12 protein-coding genes and 5 tRNA genes are annotated in these 19,203 nt (G+C 75.0%); 8 read left to right on the top strand and 9 right to left on the bottom strand.

The genetic code is table 11. From position 1 onward, the window contains the following. Nucleotides 1–544 precede the first annotated feature (544 nt). Nucleotides 545–4,372: a nicotinate-nucleotide--dimethylbenzimidazole phosphoribosyltransferase gene (cobT, locus tag ACZ5WK_RS02615; RefSeq protein ID WP_465544160.1), complete on the top strand. Its 3,828-nt coding sequence runs from the start codon at nucleotides 545–547 to the stop codon at nucleotides 4,370–4,372. Nucleotides 4,373–4,472: 100 nt separating this feature from the next. Continuing rightward, complete coding sequence (gene cobA / locus ACZ5WK_RS02610) at nucleotides 4,473–5,750, top strand: uroporphyrinogen-III C-methyltransferase (RefSeq protein ID WP_465544158.1); 1,278 nt, start codon at nucleotides 4,473–4,475, stop codon at nucleotides 5,748–5,750. 210 nt (nucleotides 5,751–5,960) lie between these two features. On the opposite strand, the gene ACZ5WK_RS02605 is transcribed toward cobA, so the two are convergent. After that, nucleotides 5,961–8,729, bottom strand: a complete 2,769-nt coding sequence (locus ACZ5WK_RS02605) for a SpoIIE family protein phosphatase (protein ID WP_465544156.1) — start codon at nucleotides 8,727–8,729, stop codon at nucleotides 5,961–5,963. Between the two features lie 99 nt (nucleotides 8,730–8,828). On the opposite strand from ACZ5WK_RS02605, the gene ACZ5WK_RS02600 reads away from it, so the two are divergent. After that, entirely contained in the window at nucleotides 8,829–9,638 is an 810-nt protein-coding gene (locus ACZ5WK_RS02600; RefSeq protein ID WP_465544154.1) for a TrmH family RNA methyltransferase, read from the top strand. Nucleotides 9,639–9,923: 285 nt separating this feature from the next. Here ACZ5WK_RS02600 and ACZ5WK_RS02595 read toward each other — a convergent pair whose 3' ends face one another. Beyond that, entirely contained in the window at nucleotides 9,924–12,104 is a 2,181-nt protein-coding gene (locus tag ACZ5WK_RS02595; protein WP_465544152.1) for a serine/threonine-protein kinase, read from the bottom strand. Between the two features lie 443 nt (nucleotides 12,105–12,547). Between ACZ5WK_RS02595 and ACZ5WK_RS02590 the strand changes: the two genes are divergently transcribed. Beyond that, on the top strand, nucleotides 12,548–12,745 hold the full coding sequence (locus ACZ5WK_RS02590; protein ID WP_465544150.1) for a hypothetical protein: 198 nt from the start codon (nucleotides 12,548–12,550) through the stop codon (nucleotides 12,743–12,745). A 419-nt stretch (nucleotides 12,746–13,164) separates the two neighbouring features. Here the strand turns inward: ACZ5WK_RS02590 and ACZ5WK_RS02585 are convergent. From ACZ5WK_RS02585 to ACZ5WK_RS02565, 5 genes are all read right to left on the bottom strand, one after another. Further along, a tRNA-Val gene (locus tag ACZ5WK_RS02585) sits at nucleotides 13,165–13,236 on the bottom strand. Nucleotides 13,237–13,277: 41 nt separating this feature from the next. Then, a tRNA-Val gene (locus tag ACZ5WK_RS02580) sits at nucleotides 13,278–13,349 on the bottom strand. Between the two features lie 41 nt (nucleotides 13,350–13,390). Further along, nucleotides 13,391–13,462 (bottom strand) — tRNA-Val (locus ACZ5WK_RS02575). A gap of 36 nt (nucleotides 13,463–13,498) precedes the next feature. Further along, a tRNA-Cys gene (locus tag ACZ5WK_RS02570) sits at nucleotides 13,499–13,569 on the bottom strand. 40 nt (nucleotides 13,570–13,609) lie between these two features. Then, a tRNA-Gly gene (locus ACZ5WK_RS02565) sits at nucleotides 13,610–13,682 on the bottom strand. A 400-nt stretch (nucleotides 13,683–14,082) separates the two neighbouring features. On the opposite strand from ACZ5WK_RS02565, the gene ACZ5WK_RS02560 reads away from it, so the two are divergent. The 3 genes from ACZ5WK_RS02560 (at nucleotide 14,083) to ACZ5WK_RS02550 (ending at nucleotide 17,067) form a co-directional block, all read left to right on the top strand. After that, nucleotides 14,083–15,132: a chorismate-binding protein gene (locus tag ACZ5WK_RS02560; protein WP_396321710.1), complete on the top strand. Its 1,050-nt coding sequence runs from the start codon at nucleotides 14,083–14,085 to the stop codon at nucleotides 15,130–15,132. Nucleotides 15,133–15,229: 97 nt separating this feature from the next. Continuing rightward, nucleotides 15,230–16,060 (top strand): aminotransferase class IV, encoded by an 831-nt coding sequence (locus ACZ5WK_RS02555; RefSeq protein WP_465544148.1) that lies wholly within the window; start codon nucleotides 15,230–15,232, stop codon nucleotides 16,058–16,060. Between the two features lie 164 nt (nucleotides 16,061–16,224). Then, nucleotides 16,225–17,067, top strand: coding sequence for a GNAT family N-acetyltransferase (locus ACZ5WK_RS02550; protein WP_465544146.1), 843 nt, complete (start codon nucleotides 16,225–16,227; stop codon nucleotides 17,065–17,067). A gap of 19 nt (nucleotides 17,068–17,086) precedes the next feature. On the opposite strand, the gene ACZ5WK_RS02545 is transcribed toward ACZ5WK_RS02550, so the two are convergent. Next, nucleotides 17,087–17,587 (bottom strand): DsbA family protein, encoded by a 501-nt coding sequence (locus ACZ5WK_RS02545; protein WP_465544144.1) that lies wholly within the window; start codon nucleotides 17,585–17,587, stop codon nucleotides 17,087–17,089. 133 nt (nucleotides 17,588–17,720) lie between these two features. Here ACZ5WK_RS02545 and ACZ5WK_RS02540 point away from each other — a divergent pair, with 133 nt between their 5' ends. Next, on the top strand, nucleotides 17,721–18,206 hold the full coding sequence (locus ACZ5WK_RS02540; RefSeq protein WP_465544142.1) for a hypothetical protein: 486 nt from the start codon (nucleotides 17,721–17,723) through the stop codon (nucleotides 18,204–18,206). A gap of 23 nt (nucleotides 18,207–18,229) precedes the next feature. Here the strand turns inward: ACZ5WK_RS02540 and ACZ5WK_RS02535 are convergent, their stop codons facing one another. After that, nucleotides 18,230–18,835, bottom strand: coding sequence for a CGNR zinc finger domain-containing protein (locus ACZ5WK_RS02535; protein WP_465544140.1), 606 nt, complete (start codon nucleotides 18,833–18,835; stop codon nucleotides 18,230–18,232). Nucleotides 18,836–19,203: the final 368 nt, after the last annotated feature.

Genomic DNA, 19,203 nt, shown 5'->3' with positions numbered 1-19,203 from the left:
AAGTGCCTCCGGCGGTGACCCCGGTGGCACATCCGGTGAGGGTTCCGGCACGGCTCCGGGTCCTGACGGGGTGACGAGGTCGCGCGGCGGGCACGCCCGGGCGGTGATCCAGGTCGCATCCGGACACCGATTCGAGAGGCGGCGGCGCTGGGCCGGTAGTGTGGCGTCCGGGACGGCTGCGGCGTCCGATGGCCCGCCCGATCCGGTCGGTTTGTCGCCTTTTTGACGCGATGCAACCCGCTACGGCTCGGAGTGTGGGCAATTCGACGGGCCGCATGCCGGACCTGGAGAATGCCGTAGGGTCCGGTGCGGTCGTGCCGGTTGCCCCGGCTTGTCGTTGTTTCAGATGGCACGCCACCCGCCCCGGGTGGTGTGTGGGCCGGGGTGCCGCAGCGCGCCGGAAGGACTTCGGCCGCAGCGCCTCGGCGCGGCGGCCGTGTGTGGTTGAGGGGCGGGCCGGTGCTGGCCCGGCCCGTGCGGATGGGCGCTGCGGTCGGTGATCGCGTCGCCAAGGGCGCGGCAGCGGCCTGGAAGGAGCTTTGACATGACCGATGGCGGCCACGTCCCGAACGAGGGACTGCCGGAGCACCTGCTCGCCGGGCCCGACCCGCTCGGCGGCCCGGAGGGCGTCGCGGCTGTCGCACCCGTACAGGGCGTCGCACCCGTGCAGGGCGTCGCGATGGACGGTGGCGTGATCCCGAACGCCGCGATGCCGAACGCCGCGATGCCGGGGAACGGCCTGCCCGGAGCGGTGCCGCCGGGGGCGGTCACGCTGCCGCCGCAGGGTGTGCCCGGCCAGGGCCAGCCGCTCGGCGCGCCCGGTTACGGCATGCCGGTCGCCGGCGGGCCCGGGGCCCCGGTTCCGGGCGCCCCTGTCGCCGGTGCCCACGCCGCCGGGGTGCCGGTCCCCGAGATGTCCGTCCCCGGTGTGCCGGGCGAGGGCTGGGCCGTCGACCCGGGCGCCCCGCGTCCCGCCTTCCACTTCCTCGACCAGCCCGACCAGCCGGACCCGCTCGACGACGAGGACGACGTGCTGCTGATGCCCGGCCCGCAGGGCTCCTGGGGCGAGCCGCTCGCGGCCGTCCCCGCCGAGCCGGCCGCCGACCAGCAGGGCGCCCACGGCACTCCGGTCGAGCCGTCCTGGCCGCCGCTGGAGCCGCCGGTGCTCGGCGCCGCCGACCCGGCCGCACAGCAGGCCCCGGTCCAGCCGCAGCCGCTGCAGGGCCAGCCCGTCCAGCTCCCTCTCCAGGCACAGGGCCAGGAGGCGCTGACGGCGGCTCAGCAGCAGCGCCGCCCGCTGCACGCCGGCCCGCCGATCCCGGACCCGTCGCTGATGACCGGCCAGGTGCCGGTCCGCTCCCTCGCCGACCGCGGCCCCTCGCAGGGCGGCACGCCCGCCCACGGCATCCCGGTCGTCGTCGGCCAGCCGGAGCCGCCGCAGGCCGTCGCGCCGCTGCAGGCCCAGCCGGTGCCCCAGCAGGCACCGGGCGTCCAGCCGGTCCCGGCGGCCCCGCAGGTCGTCGAGGCAGCGGTGGCGGTCGAGCCGGCTGCCACGGAGGCGGTTGTCGTGGAGGCGGTCGTCGCGGAGGTGCCCGCCGTGGACGCGGCCGTCGCCGGGCCCGTGGCGGAGCAGGCCGCCGAGGCCACTGCCGGGCAGCCGGCCGACCAGGCCGTCGCTCCGGCCGCGGAGGCCCTCGCCGGGCAGCCGGTCGCGCCGCCCGTCGAGGCCGCGCCCGTCGAGGCTGCGTCGGTCGAGGCCCCAGAGGCCTCCGTCGAGCCCGCGCCCGTCGAGTCCGCCGCCGAGCCCGACTCTGTCGAGCCGGCCGCCGTTGAGGTTTCCGCCGAGGCCGCGCCCGTTGCCGAGGCGTCCGCCCCGGCCGCCGTCGAGGAGCAGCCGGCCGAGCCCGCCACCCAGGGCGCCCCGGCCAACCAGCCCCGCCGGATCTCCGCCTTCCTCGCCGCGCCCGCCCCGCACGGCCTCCCGCAGGTCGAGGCGACCGAGCAGGCCGCGGCCGTCGCGGAGGGCGAGGCCCAGCAGGCCGTGCCCATAGCGCCCGCCGAGCAGCCCGAGGCACCGGTCGAGGCCGAGGCGGTCGTCGCCGCCGAGGCCGGCGCCCCTCCCGCGGCTGCCGAGACGGCTGTCGGCACCGGCGAGATGCCGTCCGGCCAGGCCGTCGCCGCACCGGACGCCGAGCAGCCGCAGGAGGCCGCGCCGGCCGGGGACACCACCCCCGACGCCGTGGCACCCGACGCCGTGGCACCTGAGGCCGTGGCCCCCGACGCCGGGGTACCCGCCGAGGCCGCCGCCGTCGAGCCCGCCGCCGCTGAGCCGGCCGCCGCCGAGCCCGCAGCGCCGACCGGAGAGCCCGGGGGAGCCGCCGAGGCCGATGCCCGGCCCGAGCCGGCCCAGGCCGCTCCGGCCGAAGCCGAAGCCGCAGCCGAGGCTGTCGCCGACCCGGCCCCCGAGGCCGTCGCGGAGCCCACCGCCGACGCCTCCGCCGAGCAGCCCGCCGAGCAGCCCGCCGAGGAGCCCGCCCCCGGGACCGAGCCCGCCCCCGAGACCGGTGCCGAGCCGGCCGCCGAGGAAGCCGCCCCCGAGGAGCCCGCCGAGCCGCGCGGCCCGGCCGCCCCCGGCTACGACGACGCCGGCCGCGAGGCCGTCCACCAGGTCATCCGCGAGCGCCGCGACATCCGCAACGGCTTCCGCCCGGACGCGATCCCGCACGAGGTGCTGATCCGCGTCCTGGAGGCCGCCCACACCGCGCCCAGCGTCGGCTACTCGCAGCCGTGGGACTTCGTGGTGATCCGCTCGGCCAAGACCCGCCGCAAGATGCACGAACTGGCCGAGCGCCAGCGCGAGGCGTTCGCGGACTCGCTCCCCAAGGGCCGGGCCAAGCAGTTCAAGGAAATCAAGATCGAGGCGATCCTCGAGACGCCCGTCAACATCGTCGTCACCGCCGACCGCACCCGTGGCGGCCGGCACACCCTGGGCCGCCACACCCAGCCCCAGATGGCCCCGTACTCGGCCGCCCTCGCCGTCGAGAACCTCTGGCTGGCCGCCCGCGCCGAGGGCCTCGGCGTCGGCTGGGTGAGCTTCTTCGACGAGGAGGAGATGGTCCGCGAGCTCGGCCTTCCCGAGCACCTGGAGGTCGTCGCCTACCTCTGCGTCGGCTACGTCGACGCCTTCCCGGACGAGCCCGAGCTCCAGCAGCAGGGCTGGGCCAAGAAGCGCCCGCTCTCCTGGGTCGTCCACGAGGAGCAGTACGGCAACCGCGCACTGCCCGGCGAGGAGCCGCACAGCGTGCTCTCCGAGACCCTGCGCGGCATCCGCCCGCTCGACGCCAAGGCGCTCGGCGAGGCCTGGGACCGCCAGAAGCGGATGACCAAGCCGGCTGGCTCGCTCGGCATGCTGGAGATCATCTCCGCCCAGCTGTCCGGCCTCTCCCGCAAGTGCCCGCCGCCGCTCCCGGAGCCCGCCTGCGTGGCGATCTTCGCGGGCGACCACGGCGTCCACGCCCAGGGCGTCAGCCCCTGGCCGCAGGAGGTCACCGCCCAGATGGTCGGCAACTTCCTGGCCGGGGGAGCGGTGGTCAACGCCTTCGCCAAGCAGATCGGCACCGAGGTCTGCGTGGTGGATGTCGGCGTCGCCGCCGAGCTGCCCGACGCGATCCAGCAGGGCCGCACCACCGGCCTGCTGCCGCGCAAGGTCCGCCCCGGCACCGGCGACATGACCCAGGGCCCGGCGATGACCCGCGAGGAGGCCCTCAAGGCCCTCGAGATCGGCATCGAGACCGCTCGCGACCTCGTCGCCGCCGGCAACAAGGCACTGATCACCGGCGACATGGGCATCGCCAACACCACCGCCTCCGCCGCCCTGATCTCGGTCTTCACCGGCCTGGACCCGGCCGAGGTCACCGGCCGCGGCACCGGCATCGACGACGAGACCCACGCCCGCAAGGTCGACGTCATCCGCGCCGCCCTCACCCTGCACCAGCCGGACCCGGCCGACCCGATCGGCGTCCTCGCCGCCGTCGGCGGCCTGGAGCACGCCGCCATCGCCGGCTTCCTGCTCGGCGCCGCCTCGCTGCGCACCCCGGTCATCCTGGACGGTGTCATCGCCGGTTCGGCCGCGCTGGCCGCCAAGGCGATCGCCCCCGAGGTGCTGGCCGCCTGCATCGCTGGCCACCGCTCCGCCGAACCCGGTCACCAGGCCGCGCTGGCCAAGCTCGGCCTGCGTCCGCTGATCGACCTCGACCTGCGGCTCGGCGAGGGCACCGGTGCCCTGCTGGCCCTGCCGCTGGTGCAGAGTGCGGCCCGCGCGATGCACGATGTAGCCACGTTCGACTCCGCCGGGGTCACCGAGAAGTCCTGACGTCTGCCCGCACCGCTCCGTGTACCGGCCCGAGGGCGCGCCGGCACGCGGAGCGGTGCTGTACCCCCACCACCCTCACCCCGATCCAGGAGCTCCGCCCATGACCGCGCCCAACCCCCACCCCGGTACCGAGGGCCGCACCCCGTACCCGGTCGGCCTGCTGCTCGCCGGCCGCCGCGTCGTCGTGGTCGGCGGCGGCCACGTCGCCCAGCGCAGGCTGCCCGCCCTGATCGCCACCGGTGCGGACCTGCACCTGATATCCCCGGCCACCACGCCCGCTGTCCAGGCCATGGCCGATGCCGGTGAGCTGACCTGGCACGAGCGCCGCTACCAGGACGGCGACCTCGCCGGCACCTGGTACGCGCTGGTCGCCACCGACGACCCGTCGGTCAACGCGGCGGTCAGCGCCGAGGCCGAGCGGGAGCGGGTGTTCTGCGCGCGCAGCGACGACGCGGCCGCGGCCAGCGCCTGGACGCCGGCCGGCGGCCGCGACGGGGGCGCCACCGTCGCCGTCCTCACCGGCGACCCGCGGCACTCCGCCGCCCTGCGCGACGCCATCGTGGACGGCCTGCGGGACGGCTCGCTGGCCGCCCGCCAGTACCGTGCGCACGGTGTCGGGGGTACCTCCCAGCCGTCGGGCCGGGGGAGCGTCGCCCTGGTCGGCGGCGGCCCGGGCGACCCGGACCTCATCACCGTCCGCGGCCGCCGGCTGCTGGCCGACGCGGACGTGGTGGTCGCCGACCGGCTGGCGCCGCGCGAGCTGCTGGCCGAGCTGCCGGAGCACGTCGAGGTGATCGACGCGTCGAAGATCCCGTACGGGCGGTTCATGGCCCAGGAGGCGATCAACCGGACGCTCATCGAGCACGCCAAGGCCGGCAAGTTCGTGGTCCGGCTCAAGGGCGGCGACCCGTACGTCTTCGGGCGTGGCGGCGAGGAGCTGCTGGCCTGCGCGGAGGCCGGGCTGCCGGTCACCGTGGTCCCGGGCATCTCCAGCTCGATCAGTGTCCCGGCCTCGGTCGGCGTGCCGGTCACCCACCGCGGGATGACCCACGAGTTCACGGTGATCTCCGGTCACGTCGGCCCGGACGACGAGCGCTCGCTGACCAACTGGGAGGCCGTCGGGCGGATGAGCGGCACCCTGGTGCTGCTGATGGCCGTGGACAAGATCGGGGCGATCGCGGCCAAGCTGGTCGAGTGCGGCCGCCCGGCCGACACCCCGGTCGCCGTCGTCCAGGAGGGCACCACCGCCGCCCAGCGCCGCGTGGACGCCACCCTCGCCACCGTCGCGGCCGTCGTCCAGGCCGAGCAGATCAAGCCCCCGGCCGTGATCGTGATCGGCGACGTCGTCAACGTCCTCGCCCCCGCCCTCCACTCCTGACGCACCGCCGCTTTGCAAAGGTGACTTTGCAAAGCGCGGGGCCGGGGCCGTCCTCCGGGGGCCCGGGGGATGACCCCGGGCCCCCGCACCGGACACCTCCGCGGCCGGCCCTCGGGCTCGCCCGTGCTGTTTGCAAAGCGTGGCCTTTGCAAACAGCGCGGGAGTGGGAAGTCGGCCCCGCCGACTTCCCACTCCAAACCACAGCCACATTCACTCCAACGGCTGCTCCGTCCAGATGACCTTCCCGGTGGCCGTGTACCGCGTGCCCCACCGGTCCGCGAACTGGGCGACCAGGAAGAGCCCGCGTCCGCCCTCGTCCGTGGTGGCCGCGTACCTCAGATGCGGCGACGTACTGCTGCCGTCCGACACCTCGCAGATCAATGTCCGGTCGCGGAGCAGCCGCACCCGGATCGGCCCCGACCCGTACCGGATCGCATTTGTCACCAGCTCGCTGAGGATCAGCTCGGTGACGAACGCCGCCTCGTCCAGCCCCCACAGCGCCAGCTTCTCCGACACCGCCGCCCGCACCTCGCCCACGGCGGCCGGGTCGGACGGCACCTCCCACTCCGCCACCTGCTCCGGCGCCAGCATCCGCGTCCGCGCCACCAGGAGCGCGATGTCGTCCTGCGGATGCGCCGGCAGCATCGCTCCCAGGACGTCCGCACACGTCTGCTCCGGCGTCCGCGACGGCCCGGACAGCGCCGTCCGCAGCAGCTCCAGCCCCTCGTCGATGTCCCGCTCGCGGTCCTCCACCAAGCCGTCCGTGTAGAGCACCAGCCGGCTGTCCTCGGCCACCTCCAGCTCCACCGTCTCGAACGGCAGCACCGCCAGCCCCAGCGGCGGCCCGGTCGGCAGCTCGGGGAACACCACCCGACCCTCCGGATCGACCAGCGCCGGCGGCGGATGCCCCGCACTGGCCAGCGTGCAACGCCGCGACACCGGGTCGTATATCGCGTACAGGCAGGTCGCACCGGTCACCGCCGCCGCACCGCCGGTCGCCGACTCCTCCTGGTCTATCCGGTTCACCAGGTCGTCCAGGTGCCCCAGCAGCTCGTCCGGCGGCAGGTCCAGCGTCGAGAAGTTGTGGATCGCCGTCCGCAGCCGCCCCATCGTGGCCGCCGCGTGCAGTCCGTGCCCCACCACGTCCCCGACCACCAGCGCCACCCGCGCGCCCGGCAGCGGGATCACGTCGAACCAGTCGCCGCCGACGCCCGCCTGCGCCGGCAGGTACCGGTGCGCCACTTCCAGCGCGTTCTGCTCCGGCAGGGTGCGCGGCAGCAGACTGTGCTGCAGGGTCACCGCCATCGTGTGTTCCCGGGTGTACCGGCGCGCGTTGTCGATGCAGACCGCGGCATGCGCGACCAGCTCCTCGGCGAGCGCCAGGTCCTCCTCTTCGAACGGCTCCTCCCGGTCCGCCCGCCAGAACCGCGCCACCCCCAGCAGTACCCCGCGCGCCCGCAGCGGCACCCGCACCAGCGAGTGCACCCCGTAGGCCAGCACCTGCGCCGACCGCTCCGGATCCTGCTCCCGCCAGGCCAATGTCTCCGCCAGCCTCGGCTCCACCCCCGGCAGCCCGCTGTCCAGCGACCCTGCCAGCGGCGTCTCCGGCACCACCTCCACCACGGTGCCGACGGGGTAGAACGGCGAGTCCGCCCGGACCCCGCGGAACGCCGCCCTGCGCATCCGCCCCAGTGCGAGGCCCTGCGGCGGCTCCTCACCCTCCAGCACCGGCTCGGCCAGGTCGACGCTGGCGAAGTCCGCGAACCGCGGCACCGTCACCTGCACCAGCTCCTCGGCCGTCCGCGTCACATCCAGCGAACTGCCCACGGTGACACCCGCGTCGTACAGCAGCCGCAGCCGCCGCTGCGCCACGTCGGCCCGTCCGGACAGCGCCAGCAGCTCGGTGGAGTCACGCAGCGTGGCGACACAGCCGGGCGGGCCGCCGTCCCGGTCGGTCAGCCGGACGTTCACCGCCAGCAGCCGCTCGCCGGCCAGCACCACCTCGTCGGTGACCGCCCGGTTGGCGGTCAGCAGCTCCTCGGGTGCCGGGTCCAGACCCAGCTCCGGCACCATCCGCCCCTCGGCGTCGGCGGGCAGGTCCAGCAGCCGGCGCGCCTCGTCGTTGCAGAGCAGCAGCTGGCCGTCGCCCGCGACGATCAGCACCCCCTCGCGCACCGCGTGCAGCACCGCCGCATGGTGCTCGTACATCCGCGTCATCTCGGCCGGGCCGAGCCCGTGCGTCTGCCGCCGCAGCCGCCGGCTGATCAGCGCCGTGCCGCAGGTCGCCAGCCCCAGTGCGATCGCCGCGGCGCCCAGCACGACGGGCAGCTGCCGCTCGCTCGCACTGCTCACGTTGGCGATCGTGATGCCCGCCGACACCAAACCGACCACCTGGCTGTCCGGCGCGTGCACCGGAACGATCGCCTGGACCAGCGGTCCGATCGTGCCGTTGACCTCCTCGATCACCACCTCGCCCTGCAGGGCGGGCTGGTAGTTCCCGACGAACTTCTGGCCGATCCGGGCCGGGTTGGGGTGGGTGTAGCGGATGCCGTTGGTGTCGAGCACGACGATGAAGTCCACGCCGGCGTTGACTGCGGCGGCCTGTGCCTTCGGCTGGAGGATCGCGGTCGGATCGGGGGAGCGCAGCGCCTCGACGATGCCGGGCGAGTTGGCGAAGGTCTGGGCGACCGCCACCGACCGGCTGCGCGCCTCCTCCCGGGCGTCGTTGCGGGACTGCACCACCAGCGCCACCACGGCGGACGCCACCAGCAGCAGCACCACCACCACCTGCAGCGCGAACACCTGCCCAGCCACCGACCGGCGCTTCACCGGCTTCGGCCGCGCCGCTCGTGGCTGCTGATGCCGACCGTGTGGGCGCCCACCGGAAGAGCCGGCGGTACCAGTGGCACGGGAGGCGACGGAGGAGCCAGAAGCACCAGAGGCCGACGGAGCCCAGGATCGGCCCGGAAAACGGGCCATACGTCATATTTGCACTCTGCGTGCCAACGGGCCAAGGGCAGCCATCTCCGACCCTTGGGCCGTTTGGCCTTCTCCACCCCGACTTGGCAAGATCGCAGGGTGTCCGAACCCAGCACCATCACCGATCCCGCCGACCCGCGACTCGCCGACTACACCGGCCTGACCGACGTCGAACTTCGCCGTCGGCGCGAGCCCGCCGAGGGCCTGTTCATCGCCGAGGGCGAGAAGGTCATCCGCCGCGCCCTCGCCGCCGGCTACCGGATGCGGTCGATGCTGCTCACGGCCAAGTGGCTGGACGTGATGGCCGACGTGATCGCCGACGTCGACGCCCCCGTCCACGTCGTCGAGCCCGCCCTCGCCGAGGCCGTCACCGGCTACCACGTCCACCGCGGCGCACTCGCCTCGATGGAGCGCAAGCCGCTGCCGGACGCCGCCGCGGTGCTGGCCGGCGCCCGCCGGGTGGCGGTGCTGGAGGGGCTGGTCGACCACACCAACCTGGGCGCGATCTTCCGCAGCGCCGCCGCGCTCGGCATGGACGCCGTCCTGCTCTCGCCCGACTGCGCGGACCCGCTGTACCGGCGCGCCGTGAAGGTCTCCATGGGCGCGGTCTTCGCCGTTCCCTACGCCCGGCTCGACCCCTGGCCGGACGCCCTGGGCACGGTCCGCGCCGCCGGCTTCAGCCTGCTCGCCCTCACCCCCGCCGACGGCGCCGTCGACCTCGCCGCCCTGGCCCCGCACAGCCTCCCCAAGGCCGCCCTCATGCTCGGCGCCGAAGGCGACGGCCTCACCCGCCGGGCCATCGCCGCGGCCGACCACCCCGTCCGGATCCCCATGGCCCACGGCATCGACTCCCTCAACGTCGGCGCCGCCGCAGCGGTGGCCTTCTACGCCGTCACCGTCACCGCCTGACACAGGAAGTCGGCCGGGCCGACTTCCTGTGCGCGGGGCTGCTCTCCGAGCCCGCCCTGCGGCCTCGCGCCAGCCCAGGACCCACCGTCGCCCCAGACCCCACCGTCGTCCCAGGCCGCACCGTCGTCCCAGGCCCACCGGCATCCGGCCCCCACCGGCGTCCCAGGCCTCCCGGCCTCGTGGCGATGCTCGCAGAGTGTGAAGTCCGGTCCGACCTCCCGTGCCATGAAGGCGGCGGCCGAGACGATGCCGGCGCCGGCCGACCACCCCCGCTGCGTGAGCGCTTCAGCCGGTGGGGGAGGTGGGCGGCGCAGGCGCTGCGGCGGGAGGCGGGGTGGCGGTGAGGGTGGGGGCGCCGGGCCAGGACTCCTCAAGGGTCCCGTCGGTCCGCACCGAGTAACGGGTGGAGGCGGTCGCGCCGGTCTGGCCGTTGCGTTCCTCGCGGACCAGCGCGCCGTTGTCGAGCCGCCAGCTGGCCGTCGCCTGCGGGTCGGCGGCCGAGGAACGGGACGTGAGCGGCACGGGCGTGTCCCCGTTGAACGAGAAGAGCTGGACCAGGTCGACCGGCACCGAGCCCTCCGCCCGCCGCAGCACCACCAGGGTGGCCGGCGCGCCCTTGTAGCGGGCCGGGAGGACCGCGCTCAGCGCGACCTGAGGCCCGGCCCCCGCCGAACGTCCGTCCCGCAGCGCGACGGCCGGGCCGCCCGCCGGGTCGGGGTAGCTGCGGTTCGGCCAGTCGACCGTTGGCCCCGCGCCCTGCGCGGGCGCCAGCCCCCCGTCGCCGCCCGCGGCACCGCCGTGGGCCGCCGCCAGCGGGGTGGGCGCGGCCGACGGCGCCACGCCGTCCACCGACTGCCCGGCCCCGGCCGGCTGAGCGGCGGGCGCGGCGGTGCCCGCCTGGCCGGCCGGCACGGGGGCGGCGCTCATGGTCGTCCCGCCGGCGCCGAGCGGGCCGCGACCCTGGTTGCTGCGGTTCTCGCAGCCCTGTGCCGCCGCGATCGCCAGGGCCACGCCGAGCGTGACGGTGACGAAGACGATCAGTCGCTGCCGCATCAGCCGCCGGCGCGAGCCGCCGGGACGTCCGCCGGGGGCGGGCGTGTGCTGCCGGTCCCGGGCCCGCGGGCGCGGCCGGTCCGCCCGCTGCTGTTCCCGCTCGCGCGCTCCCGCCGGCCCGCTGGGACCGCCGGTCCGCCCGGGCGGCGGGGTCTGCTGGCGCTCGCGCATCGGCCGGGTGGTCTGGACGGACTCGGGCCGCGGCATCGGCGTGGTGGCCGGCTGGCCCTGCGGCCGCCGCTGCGCGACACCGGGCCGCGAGCCCGGGTGGACGCCGGCCCGAGCACCGGGGCGAACGCCCGGGTACCCGCCCTGCGGCCCGCCCGCGTGCCCACCGGCTCCACCGGCCTGGACGCCCTGCCCGCCGCCGTGCGGCCCGCCCGGCCGGCTGCCCGCCGCCGCTCGGGCGCGCGCGGCGCCCGCCGGGTCGGAGGCCCGCCCGGGCGCGGGCACTCCTCGCCCGCCGCCGACCGGTGGCATCGGGGCTGCCGCGCCGCGTCCCGGCACGCCGGGGCGGCCGGGCGCCGCACCGGGCGGCCGCCCGCCCGCCGCACGCTCCGGCCGGTCCGGGCCCGTGACGTCGGGCGCGGCCGTGCCACGGGCGGCCAGTTCGCTGAGCCGCTCGTGGAGGGCGGCCGCGCCGGGCCGCTCCGCGGGCTCCTTCGCCAGGCAGGCCCCGATCAGCGGCGCCAGCTGCGGGGGTACGGCCGACAGGTCGGGCTCCTCGTGCACGACCCGGTACAGCATCACTTCGGACGAGGCCCCCGAGCCGAACGGGGTGTCGCCGGTGAGCGCGTACGCGAGCGTGGCGCCGAACGCGAAGACGTCCGTCGCGGGGTTCACCGCGGCGCCGCGGACCTGCTCGGGCGCAAGGAAGCCGGGGGAGCCGACCGCCGTGCCGACGTGGGTGAGCGTGCTGGCGCCGCGCGACCAGGCGATGCCGAAGTCGATGATCCGCGGCCCGCGCGGCGAGAGCAGGATGTTGGACGGCTTGAGGTCCCGGTGGACGACGCCGGCCTCGTGCACCTTGACCAGCCCGTCGGCCAGCGCGGCGCCGATCCGGGCCGCCTCCGGCCAGCTCAGCGGGCCCTCGTCGCCGACCCGCTTGTACAGCGACGGGCCGGGGACGTACGCGGTGGCCAGCCACGGGCGGTCGGCCTCGATGTCGGAGCCCACCACGCGCGCCGTGCAGCCGCCGCGGATCCGGGAGGCGGCGGCGATCTCCCGGGCGAAGCGGGTGCGGAACTCCATGTCCTCGGCGAGTTCGGCGCGGATCAGCTTGAGTGCGACCCGCTGTCCGCGGCGGTCGGAGCCGAGGTAGACGACGCCCATGCCGCCGGCCCCCAGCCGCCGGTGCAGGCGGTACGGCCCGACGATGCGGGGGTCCTCACGCCTCAGCCGCATCATCGCCATCTTCGTTCCCCGTCAGCCTGTGGGTGAGGCCCCGTCGGTTGGGGCATCGTCAGTTCCTGTCTGGCACAGCTTACGGACTGCCCGCTGCGGTGTGCTGATACGCAACACCTCAACCCTCCGTGCGATTGTCCGATCTTGCACTGCCTGGCAGGTCAGGGGGGTGCCGAAACGTTTCTCGGGGTCGTCTCTCAGGGTTCCCCCGGGGGCGCGGTCGAGACCGTCTCCCCCTGCGGTAGTAGTCCCCAAGTCGGAGCGTCATCCTCCGGGATGCCCGCAGAACAGTACGACGGCATGACGTCCGACTGCCCCCTCGCGCCATAGCGTTGTCCTCAGCGGTGGACGGGGAGCTCGTCCCCCGAGGTAAGCCGTCCACCGCGTCCACCTCGACCGGCCGTACGACCGGATCGACGGGTACGGGCAGCACACGAATCAGGAGTAGGGGCATGGCACAGCAGCTCACGGGATCCCCCCGCCGCCGTCGGCCGGCCTTCACTCAGCGCCGGTCCGCGGAGCCGACCAGGCACCCGGCGGTGGCGCTCGCCATGGCGCTGCCCTGCGCCGTGCTGCTGGTCATGCTCTTCGGCGGCTGGGAGCAGATGGCGAGCCAGGCCCAGGCCGTCGCCGACCTGATCATCCGCTGACGCCCGACCGCCGAGGCGGCGGAGCCCACTCGGGCCGCCGGGGCGGCGCACGGACCGAGCGCAGACCAACGAGGACCGTCCGGCTGATAACAGCCGGCCACTGAACGGGCACTGAATCCCCTGGGGACGGGGAGCCAGTGCCGCCGGGGAAGGCCCGCGCCCGCGACGACTCGCGGACGGGCGAGAGCGGTGCGCTGGAGCACCCCGGCAGGCGAAGATGCCGCGTACGGACGTCGGTGAGGGCGACCGTACGCGGCTCTTCTTCTTCCGCATCCACATCCCGCATCAAGCGGGGCCCAGCAGTTCGGGGAGCCCGGTGAGCCTGCCGCCGCCGGGGAACCGGGCGGACCGGGGACAGTCAGGGCATGCAAAAGGGCCGGGGCCGTGACCCTCACGGATCACGGCCCCGGCCCTTACTGTGCGCGATACTGGGATTGAACCAGTGACCCCTACCGTGTCAAGGTAGTGCTCTCCCGCTGAGCTAATCGCGCCTGGTGAGGCGGTCCTGCAGCAGACCCCGAAGGGCCCGACGTGCGCGATACTGGGATTGAACCAGTGACCCCTACCGTGTCAAGGTAGTGCTCTCCCGCTGAGCTAATCGCGCCTGGTGAGGCGGTCCTGCAGCAGACCCCGAAGGGCCCGACGTGCGCGATACTGGGATTGAACCAGTGACCCCTACCGTGTCAAGGTAGTGCTCTCCCGCTGAGCTAATCGCGCGGGGAGGTCACCCGGCAGAACCGGGAGCCCTCTCGGAGGTGGAGACGGGATTTGAACCCGTGTAGACGGCTTTGCAGGCCGTTGCCTCGCCTCTCGGCCACTCCACCAGGCAACACACGAAGAACGATCTTACACTGTTCTCCATCGAGCGGACGACGAGATTCGAACTCGCGACCCTCACCTTGGCAAGGTGATGCTCTACCAACTGAGCCACGTCCGCCTGTCTCCCGGGGATCTTCACCGCTTTTCTTCGGCTGCGCTCCCTGGCGACGTGTTGAACTCTAGCGGATTCCTGGGCCAGCTAAAAATCCGTTCCCGCAGCGTGCCGAGGGGATGCCCGCGGGGAGCCGTCCCGTCGGCCGTTCCGCCGGGTCACCGGCCCCCACCAGCGGCGCTCCCGGACGATCATCCGCAGGCCACCGGGCGCATACGCGCACGACGCTCCCCAGCCTGGCGGCTGGGAGGTGCACCCACCACCTGCTCGCGCCCCTCCGCGCCTCTGGGCGCGGGCGGCCCACCACGCCGGGCGCAGCCGGGTCGCCGAAACACCCCAGGCCACAGCAGGGACCCCCGACCTACACTTCAGGCACCGCAGCCCAGCCACCCCGTGCAGGAGAACCGTGTCCGGCCACCCCGACCCCCACAGCCCGCTCGCCCGCTTCGGCGGCCGCCTCGCCACCGGGCTGCGCGACGTCACCTCGGACCCGGCCGCGCTCGACTCCTCCGGCTTCTGGGCCGTCGCCTACGACTTCGAGGGCCGGCTCACCTGCGCCCGCTTCGACGACCTCCGCCCCGCCCCCGCGCCCCCGTCCGGCGCGGGCTGGCTCGGACCGGCCGCCGACGGCTGGCACAGCTCCCTCGACCGCGCCGCCTACACCGCGGGCGTGCGCCGCATCCGCGAGCACATCGCGGCCGGCGAGGTCTACCAGGCCAACCTCTGCCGCGTGCTCACCGCGCCGCTGCCCGACCCGTCCCGGACGGACGTCGACGCCCTCACCGGCCTGCTCGCCCACGGCAACCCGGCTCCCTATGCCGGAACGATCCGCCTGCCGCGCCACGGCGTCGAGATCGCCACCGCCTCGCCCGAGCTCTACCTGCGCCGTGACGGCCGCACCGTCTCCTCCGGCCCGATCAAGGGCACCGGCCGCACCGAGGCGGACCTCCTGGAGAAGGACCACGCCGAGAACGTGATGATCGTGGACCTCGTCCGCAACGACCTCGGCCGGGTCTGCGGGACCGGCACGGTCACCGTCCCCGACCTCTGCGCCGTCGAGAAGCACCCGGGCCTGGTCCACCTGGTCTCCACCGTCCAGGGCACCCTGCGCGCGGACGCCGGCTGGCCCGAACTGCTGGGCGCGACCTTCCCGCCCGGCTCCGTCACCGGCGCCCCCAAGTCCAGCGCACTGCGGATCATCGACGCCCTGGAGACCGCCCCCCGCGGCCCGTACTGCGGCGCCGTCGGCTGGGTGGACGCCGACCGCGGCGAGGGTGAACTCGCCGTCGGGATCCGCACGTTCTGGATCGACCGTGCCGACCCCGGCGCACCTCTCCTGCGCTTCGGCACGGGCGCCGGCATCACCTGGGGCTCCGACCCCGAGCGTGAGTGGGCGGAAACCGAACTGAAGGCCGCCCGCCTGGTCGCGATAGCGTCGGGCACCGAGACCGACTGACGGCGACAAGCCGCCTGAACCGGGACGAACACCGCCGGGCCGGCCATCGGCCCGGGCACACCCCCCACCGCACCACCGCCTTGAGGAGCAGCCCTCGATGCAGCACCCGACCAAGAGCTGGGTCAACGGCTCACTTGTCGACTCCGCCGATGCCGCCGTCTCCGTCCTCGACCACGGGCTCACCACCGGTGACGGGGTCTTCGAGACCATGAAGGCCGTGGACGGCCGGGCCTTCGCCGTCACCCGCCACCTCGACCGGCTCACCCGCTCCGCCCGCGGTCTCGGCCTGCCCGACCCCGACCACGACGTGGTCCGCGAGGCCTGCGCCCAGGTCCTCGCCGCCAACCCGATGCCGCTCGGCCGCCTGCGCCTCACCTACACCGGCGGCGCCTCCCCGCTCGGCTCGGAACGCGGCAACGACACCCCCACCCTGGTCGTCTCCCTCGGCGCCGCCACCCACCGCTCCGACACCACCGCCGTCGCGACCGTCCCGTGGCGCCGCAACGAGCACAGCGCCGTCGCCGGCCTCAAGACCACCTCGTACGCCGAGAACGTGGTCGCCCTCGCCGCCGCCCACCGTGCCCGCGCCTCCGAGGCCCTGTTCGCCAACACGGCCGGACGGCTCTGCGAGGGCACCGGCTCCAACGTCTTCGTCGTCCTCGGCGGCCGGCTGCTCACGCCCACCCTCGCGTCGGGCTGCCTGGCCGGCATCACCCGCCGGCTCGTCATCGAGTGGTGCGGCGCGGAAGAGACCGACCTGCCGTTCGACGCGCTCCAGGAGGCCGAGGAGATCTTCCTGACCTCCACCCTGCGCGACGTCCAGGCCGTCACCCGCGTCGACGACCGCGAACTCCCCGGCCCCGGACCGGTCACCGCCAAGGCCATGGCGGTCTTCACCGAGCGCAGCGGCGACGACCTCGACCCGTGACCGGGCGAGGCCCGGTGCCACAGCCCGGCCCGCCACCCCGGCCGGGCCCGTAACCCCGGCCGCGCCTGTGACGCCCCGGCCGGGTCCGACCCCGGCGAGCCGGTCGAATCCCCGGGGCGTCGCCGGCGGATAGAACACCCGCGCGGAGGGGAAGGGACCCCGACATGACCACCACGCTGCGCCCCGAAGGGCCGGAGTCACCCACCGCCGCGGGCGGCCGCACCAGACGCTGGCAGATCTGCGCCAACGGCCGCCCGGTCGGCGCACTGCGCACCACCACGGTCCCGCGTGGCCCGCAACTCTGGGGTGAGATATCCGAGTTGGAGGTGAATGAGGGCCGCGGCCGGGGCCGCGGGACGTTCGGCGCGCTGGCCGCCGAGGAGGTGCTGCGCGGCTGGGGCTGCTCCCGGGTGGACGCCGACGTCCCGGAGTCGGCGCAGCCTGCGCGCGGCCTCGCCGCGGCCCTCGGCTACAGCGAGCGGATGCGGAACATGGCCAAGCGGCTGGCCGCCCCGCCCGTCCTGCCGGCGGGCGTCGAGGCGCGCCGGATCGGCCCCGCGGAGTTCCCCGGCTGGCTCGCCGAGGCCAAGGAGGGCTACATCGGCGACCTGCTCTCCTCCGGCCTCAGCGAGGAGCAGGCGCGCGCCAAGTCGGACGCCGACCACGTGCACCTGCTCCCGCAGGGCGCCGACACCCCCGGCGTGGCACTGCGCCGCCTCTACGGGGACGGGGCGGACCCGCTGGGCGCCCTCTGGCTGGCCCTGCGGGTCCGCGACCTGCCCGACGGCGGTCCGTTGGCCTGGGTGATGGTGGTTGAGGTGGCCGAGGCGCACCGGGGGCACGGACACGGCCGTTCACTGATGCTGCTCGCCGAGCGCGAGTGCCTGGCCGCAGGCGTTCGCGACCTCGGGCTGAACGTCTTCAGCAGCAACCGGGTCGCGATCCGTTTGTACGAGTCGCTCGGCTACCGGGTCACCAACCGGATCTACGGCAAGCCGCTGATCTGACGGGCTGGTTGACGGAGGGTCAGGAGGCCTTGGCTGCCTCGATGGCGGCCGTGATCCGGTCCCGCAGGCCGTCCTGGCTCTGCCCGCCGTCCAGCCGCCGGCCGGCGATCACGTACGTCGGGGTGCCGCTGACCCCGATCGCCTTGCCCTCCGCCTGGTCGGCGTCCACGATCAGCGTGTGCCGGCCGTCGACCAGTGCGGTGTCGACCTCCTCGGCGTCCACCCCCACCTCGCGGGCCACCTCCAGCAGCACCTCCTCGCCGCGCGCGTCCAGCTCCTCGACCCGGGCCAGCAGCGCCTCGACGTAGGGCCACCCCAGCCCCTGCGCGAACGCCTCCTCGGCGGCCTGCGCCGCGGCGTACGCGTACTTGTGCTTCTCCAACGGGAAGTGCCGCAGCTCGATCGCGAGCGCGTCGCCGTACGTGGCACGCAGCGCCCGTACGTCGTCCAGGGCGGTGCGGCAGTCCGGGCACTGGAGCTCGCACCAGAACTCGAGGCGGGGGAGGGAACCTTCGATCATGTCCCCAGTGTTCCACTAGTGGGCCCCGCCCCCGTCCCGGCGGTGTGCCCGGATGCCGGCCCGAGTACCGGGGAGGTCCGATGACCGGAACGACCAGGGTGAGCAGAGTCACCGGCGCGAGCGGGGTGAGGCCGTGCTGACGGCGGCGGTGAGTTTCGCGCTCACCGCGGGCGGGGTGGCAGTGGCCGGCCTGCGCGTGTACCGCCGGCGCTTCCTCTCCGCGACCCGCTGGTTCGCCGTGGCGCTGCTGCCGGCCGGGCTCTACCTGACCGGGCTCTTCCCGGTGGCGCGGACGATCGGCAGCGAGCTGGCCGACTGGGCGACCAAGCTGGTCTTCGACCCGCGGGTCTGGACGGGCATCGTGTTGCTCGCGGTGTCGGCGGGTCTGCTGGTCACCACCCGCTGGGTCGGCCGCCGCGGCGTGGATGCCGCCGGGGCCCGCCCGGAGGCGACCGGACCGGCTCCGGCGCGGCCTGCCGTCACCGGGGCGCCCGCACACCCACCGGCGGGCGCCCCGAGGGGCGGCGCCACGAAGCCTCCGAAGGCCGGCAAGCGGGACGAGGGCCCCGGCGACGACTTCGCCGACATCGAGGAGATCCTCCGCCGCCGCGGCATCTGAAGACGGCGGGCGGCCGACGGCCCTCAGGCCGAGGGCACGGCCTCCGCCGCAGGCACGGTCTCCGCCGCAGGCACGGCCTCCGCCGAGCGCTGCCGCGCCCGGTAGGCGGCGACGTGCAGCCGGTTGCCGCAGGTCCGGCTGTCGCAGTAGCGCCGGGAGCGGTTGCGCGAGAGGTCGACGAAGACGCGCGCGCAGTCCGGCGCCTCGCACCGGCGCAGCCGCTCGCGCTCACCCGCGGTGAGAATGAACGCCAGCGCCATGCCCAGCTCGGCCGCCAGGTGGTCGTGCAGGGCGGCATGCGGCGCGAAGTAGTGGATGTGCCACCCGTGGTGGTCGTGGTTGGTCAGCCGCGGCGTGGTGCCGGCGTCCGCGACCAGGGCGTTGACCAGCTCGGCGGCCTCCTCGGTGCCCTCGGTGCCGAACACCTCCCGCAGCCGGGTGCGCAGCTCGTGCACGCTGCGCAGGTCGTTCTCGGTCAGCGAGTCGATCTCGCTGATCTCCTGCCGGATCACGAAGGCGTCCAGCGCGGCCACGTCGGGCAGCAGCTCGGTGCCGCACACCTCGGGCGCGGTGTTGAGCAGCTCGACGAGGATGCTCAGCGCGCACTCGGTGTCGTGGGTGATCAGCACGTGGGGGCTCCTCGCGCGGAGGGGGCCGTCGGCACCCCGCGTCTACGGTCGACCTCAGACCTTACCGGGCCCCGCCGCACAGGGCGGAAGCTTCTTCCGAAGGGCCGTACGGATGTCGAAGGGATGCGTGACGCCGCCGGGTCGCCCAGGCCCCCGGAGGAAGCAGGCGCCCGGACGGACACGTGCCCGGACGAACAGGCGCCGGAGGAAGCAGGCGCCCGGAAGGACGGGCGCCCGGAAACAGGTGGCGCCCGGCACCGGAGCCGGCCACCCGTACTGGGTGGGGGGCGTCCGTCGATGGGGGGCCAGGGGGGGGGGGGGGCCGGGCCGGGGGGGGGGAAACAGGTGCGAGGAAACGCGACCAGCGC

Source organism: Kitasatospora sp. NPDC032757, assembly GCF_055579305.1.
The sequence above is the reverse complement of the archived record's forward strand: the minus strand, read 5'-3'. Positions and strand labels throughout refer to the sequence as shown.

What these genes read in the sequence shown, in the direction of transcription:
- cobA (WP_465544158.1), top strand. Translation starts at nt 4,473, where the DNA reads ATGACCGCGCCCAACCCCCACCCCGGTACCGAGGGCCGCACCCCGTAC.
- ACZ5WK_RS02550 (WP_465544146.1), top strand. Translation starts at nt 16,225, where the DNA reads ATGACCACCACGCTGCGCCCCGAAGGGCCGGAGTCACCCACCGCCGCG.
- ACZ5WK_RS02590 (WP_465544150.1), top strand. Translation starts at nt 12,548, where the DNA reads ATGGCACAGCAGCTCACGGGATCCCCCCGCCGCCGTCGGCCGGCCTTC.
- ACZ5WK_RS02595 (WP_465544152.1), bottom strand. Translation starts at nt 12,104, where the DNA reads ATGGCGATGATGCGGCTGAGGCGTGAGGACCCCCGCATCGTCGGGCCG.
- ACZ5WK_RS02545 (WP_465544144.1), bottom strand. Translation starts at nt 17,587, where the DNA reads ATGATCGAAGGTTCCCTCCCCCGCCTCGAGTTCTGGTGCGAGCTCCAG.
- cobT (WP_465544160.1), top strand. Translation starts at nt 545, where the DNA reads ATGACCGATGGCGGCCACGTCCCGAACGAGGGACTGCCGGAGCACCTG.
- ACZ5WK_RS02605 (WP_465544156.1), bottom strand. Translation starts at nt 8,729, where the DNA reads ATGGCCCGTTTTCCGGGCCGATCCTGGGCTCCGTCGGCCTCTGGTGCT.
- ACZ5WK_RS02555 (WP_465544148.1), top strand. Translation starts at nt 15,230, where the DNA reads ATGCAGCACCCGACCAAGAGCTGGGTCAACGGCTCACTTGTCGACTCC.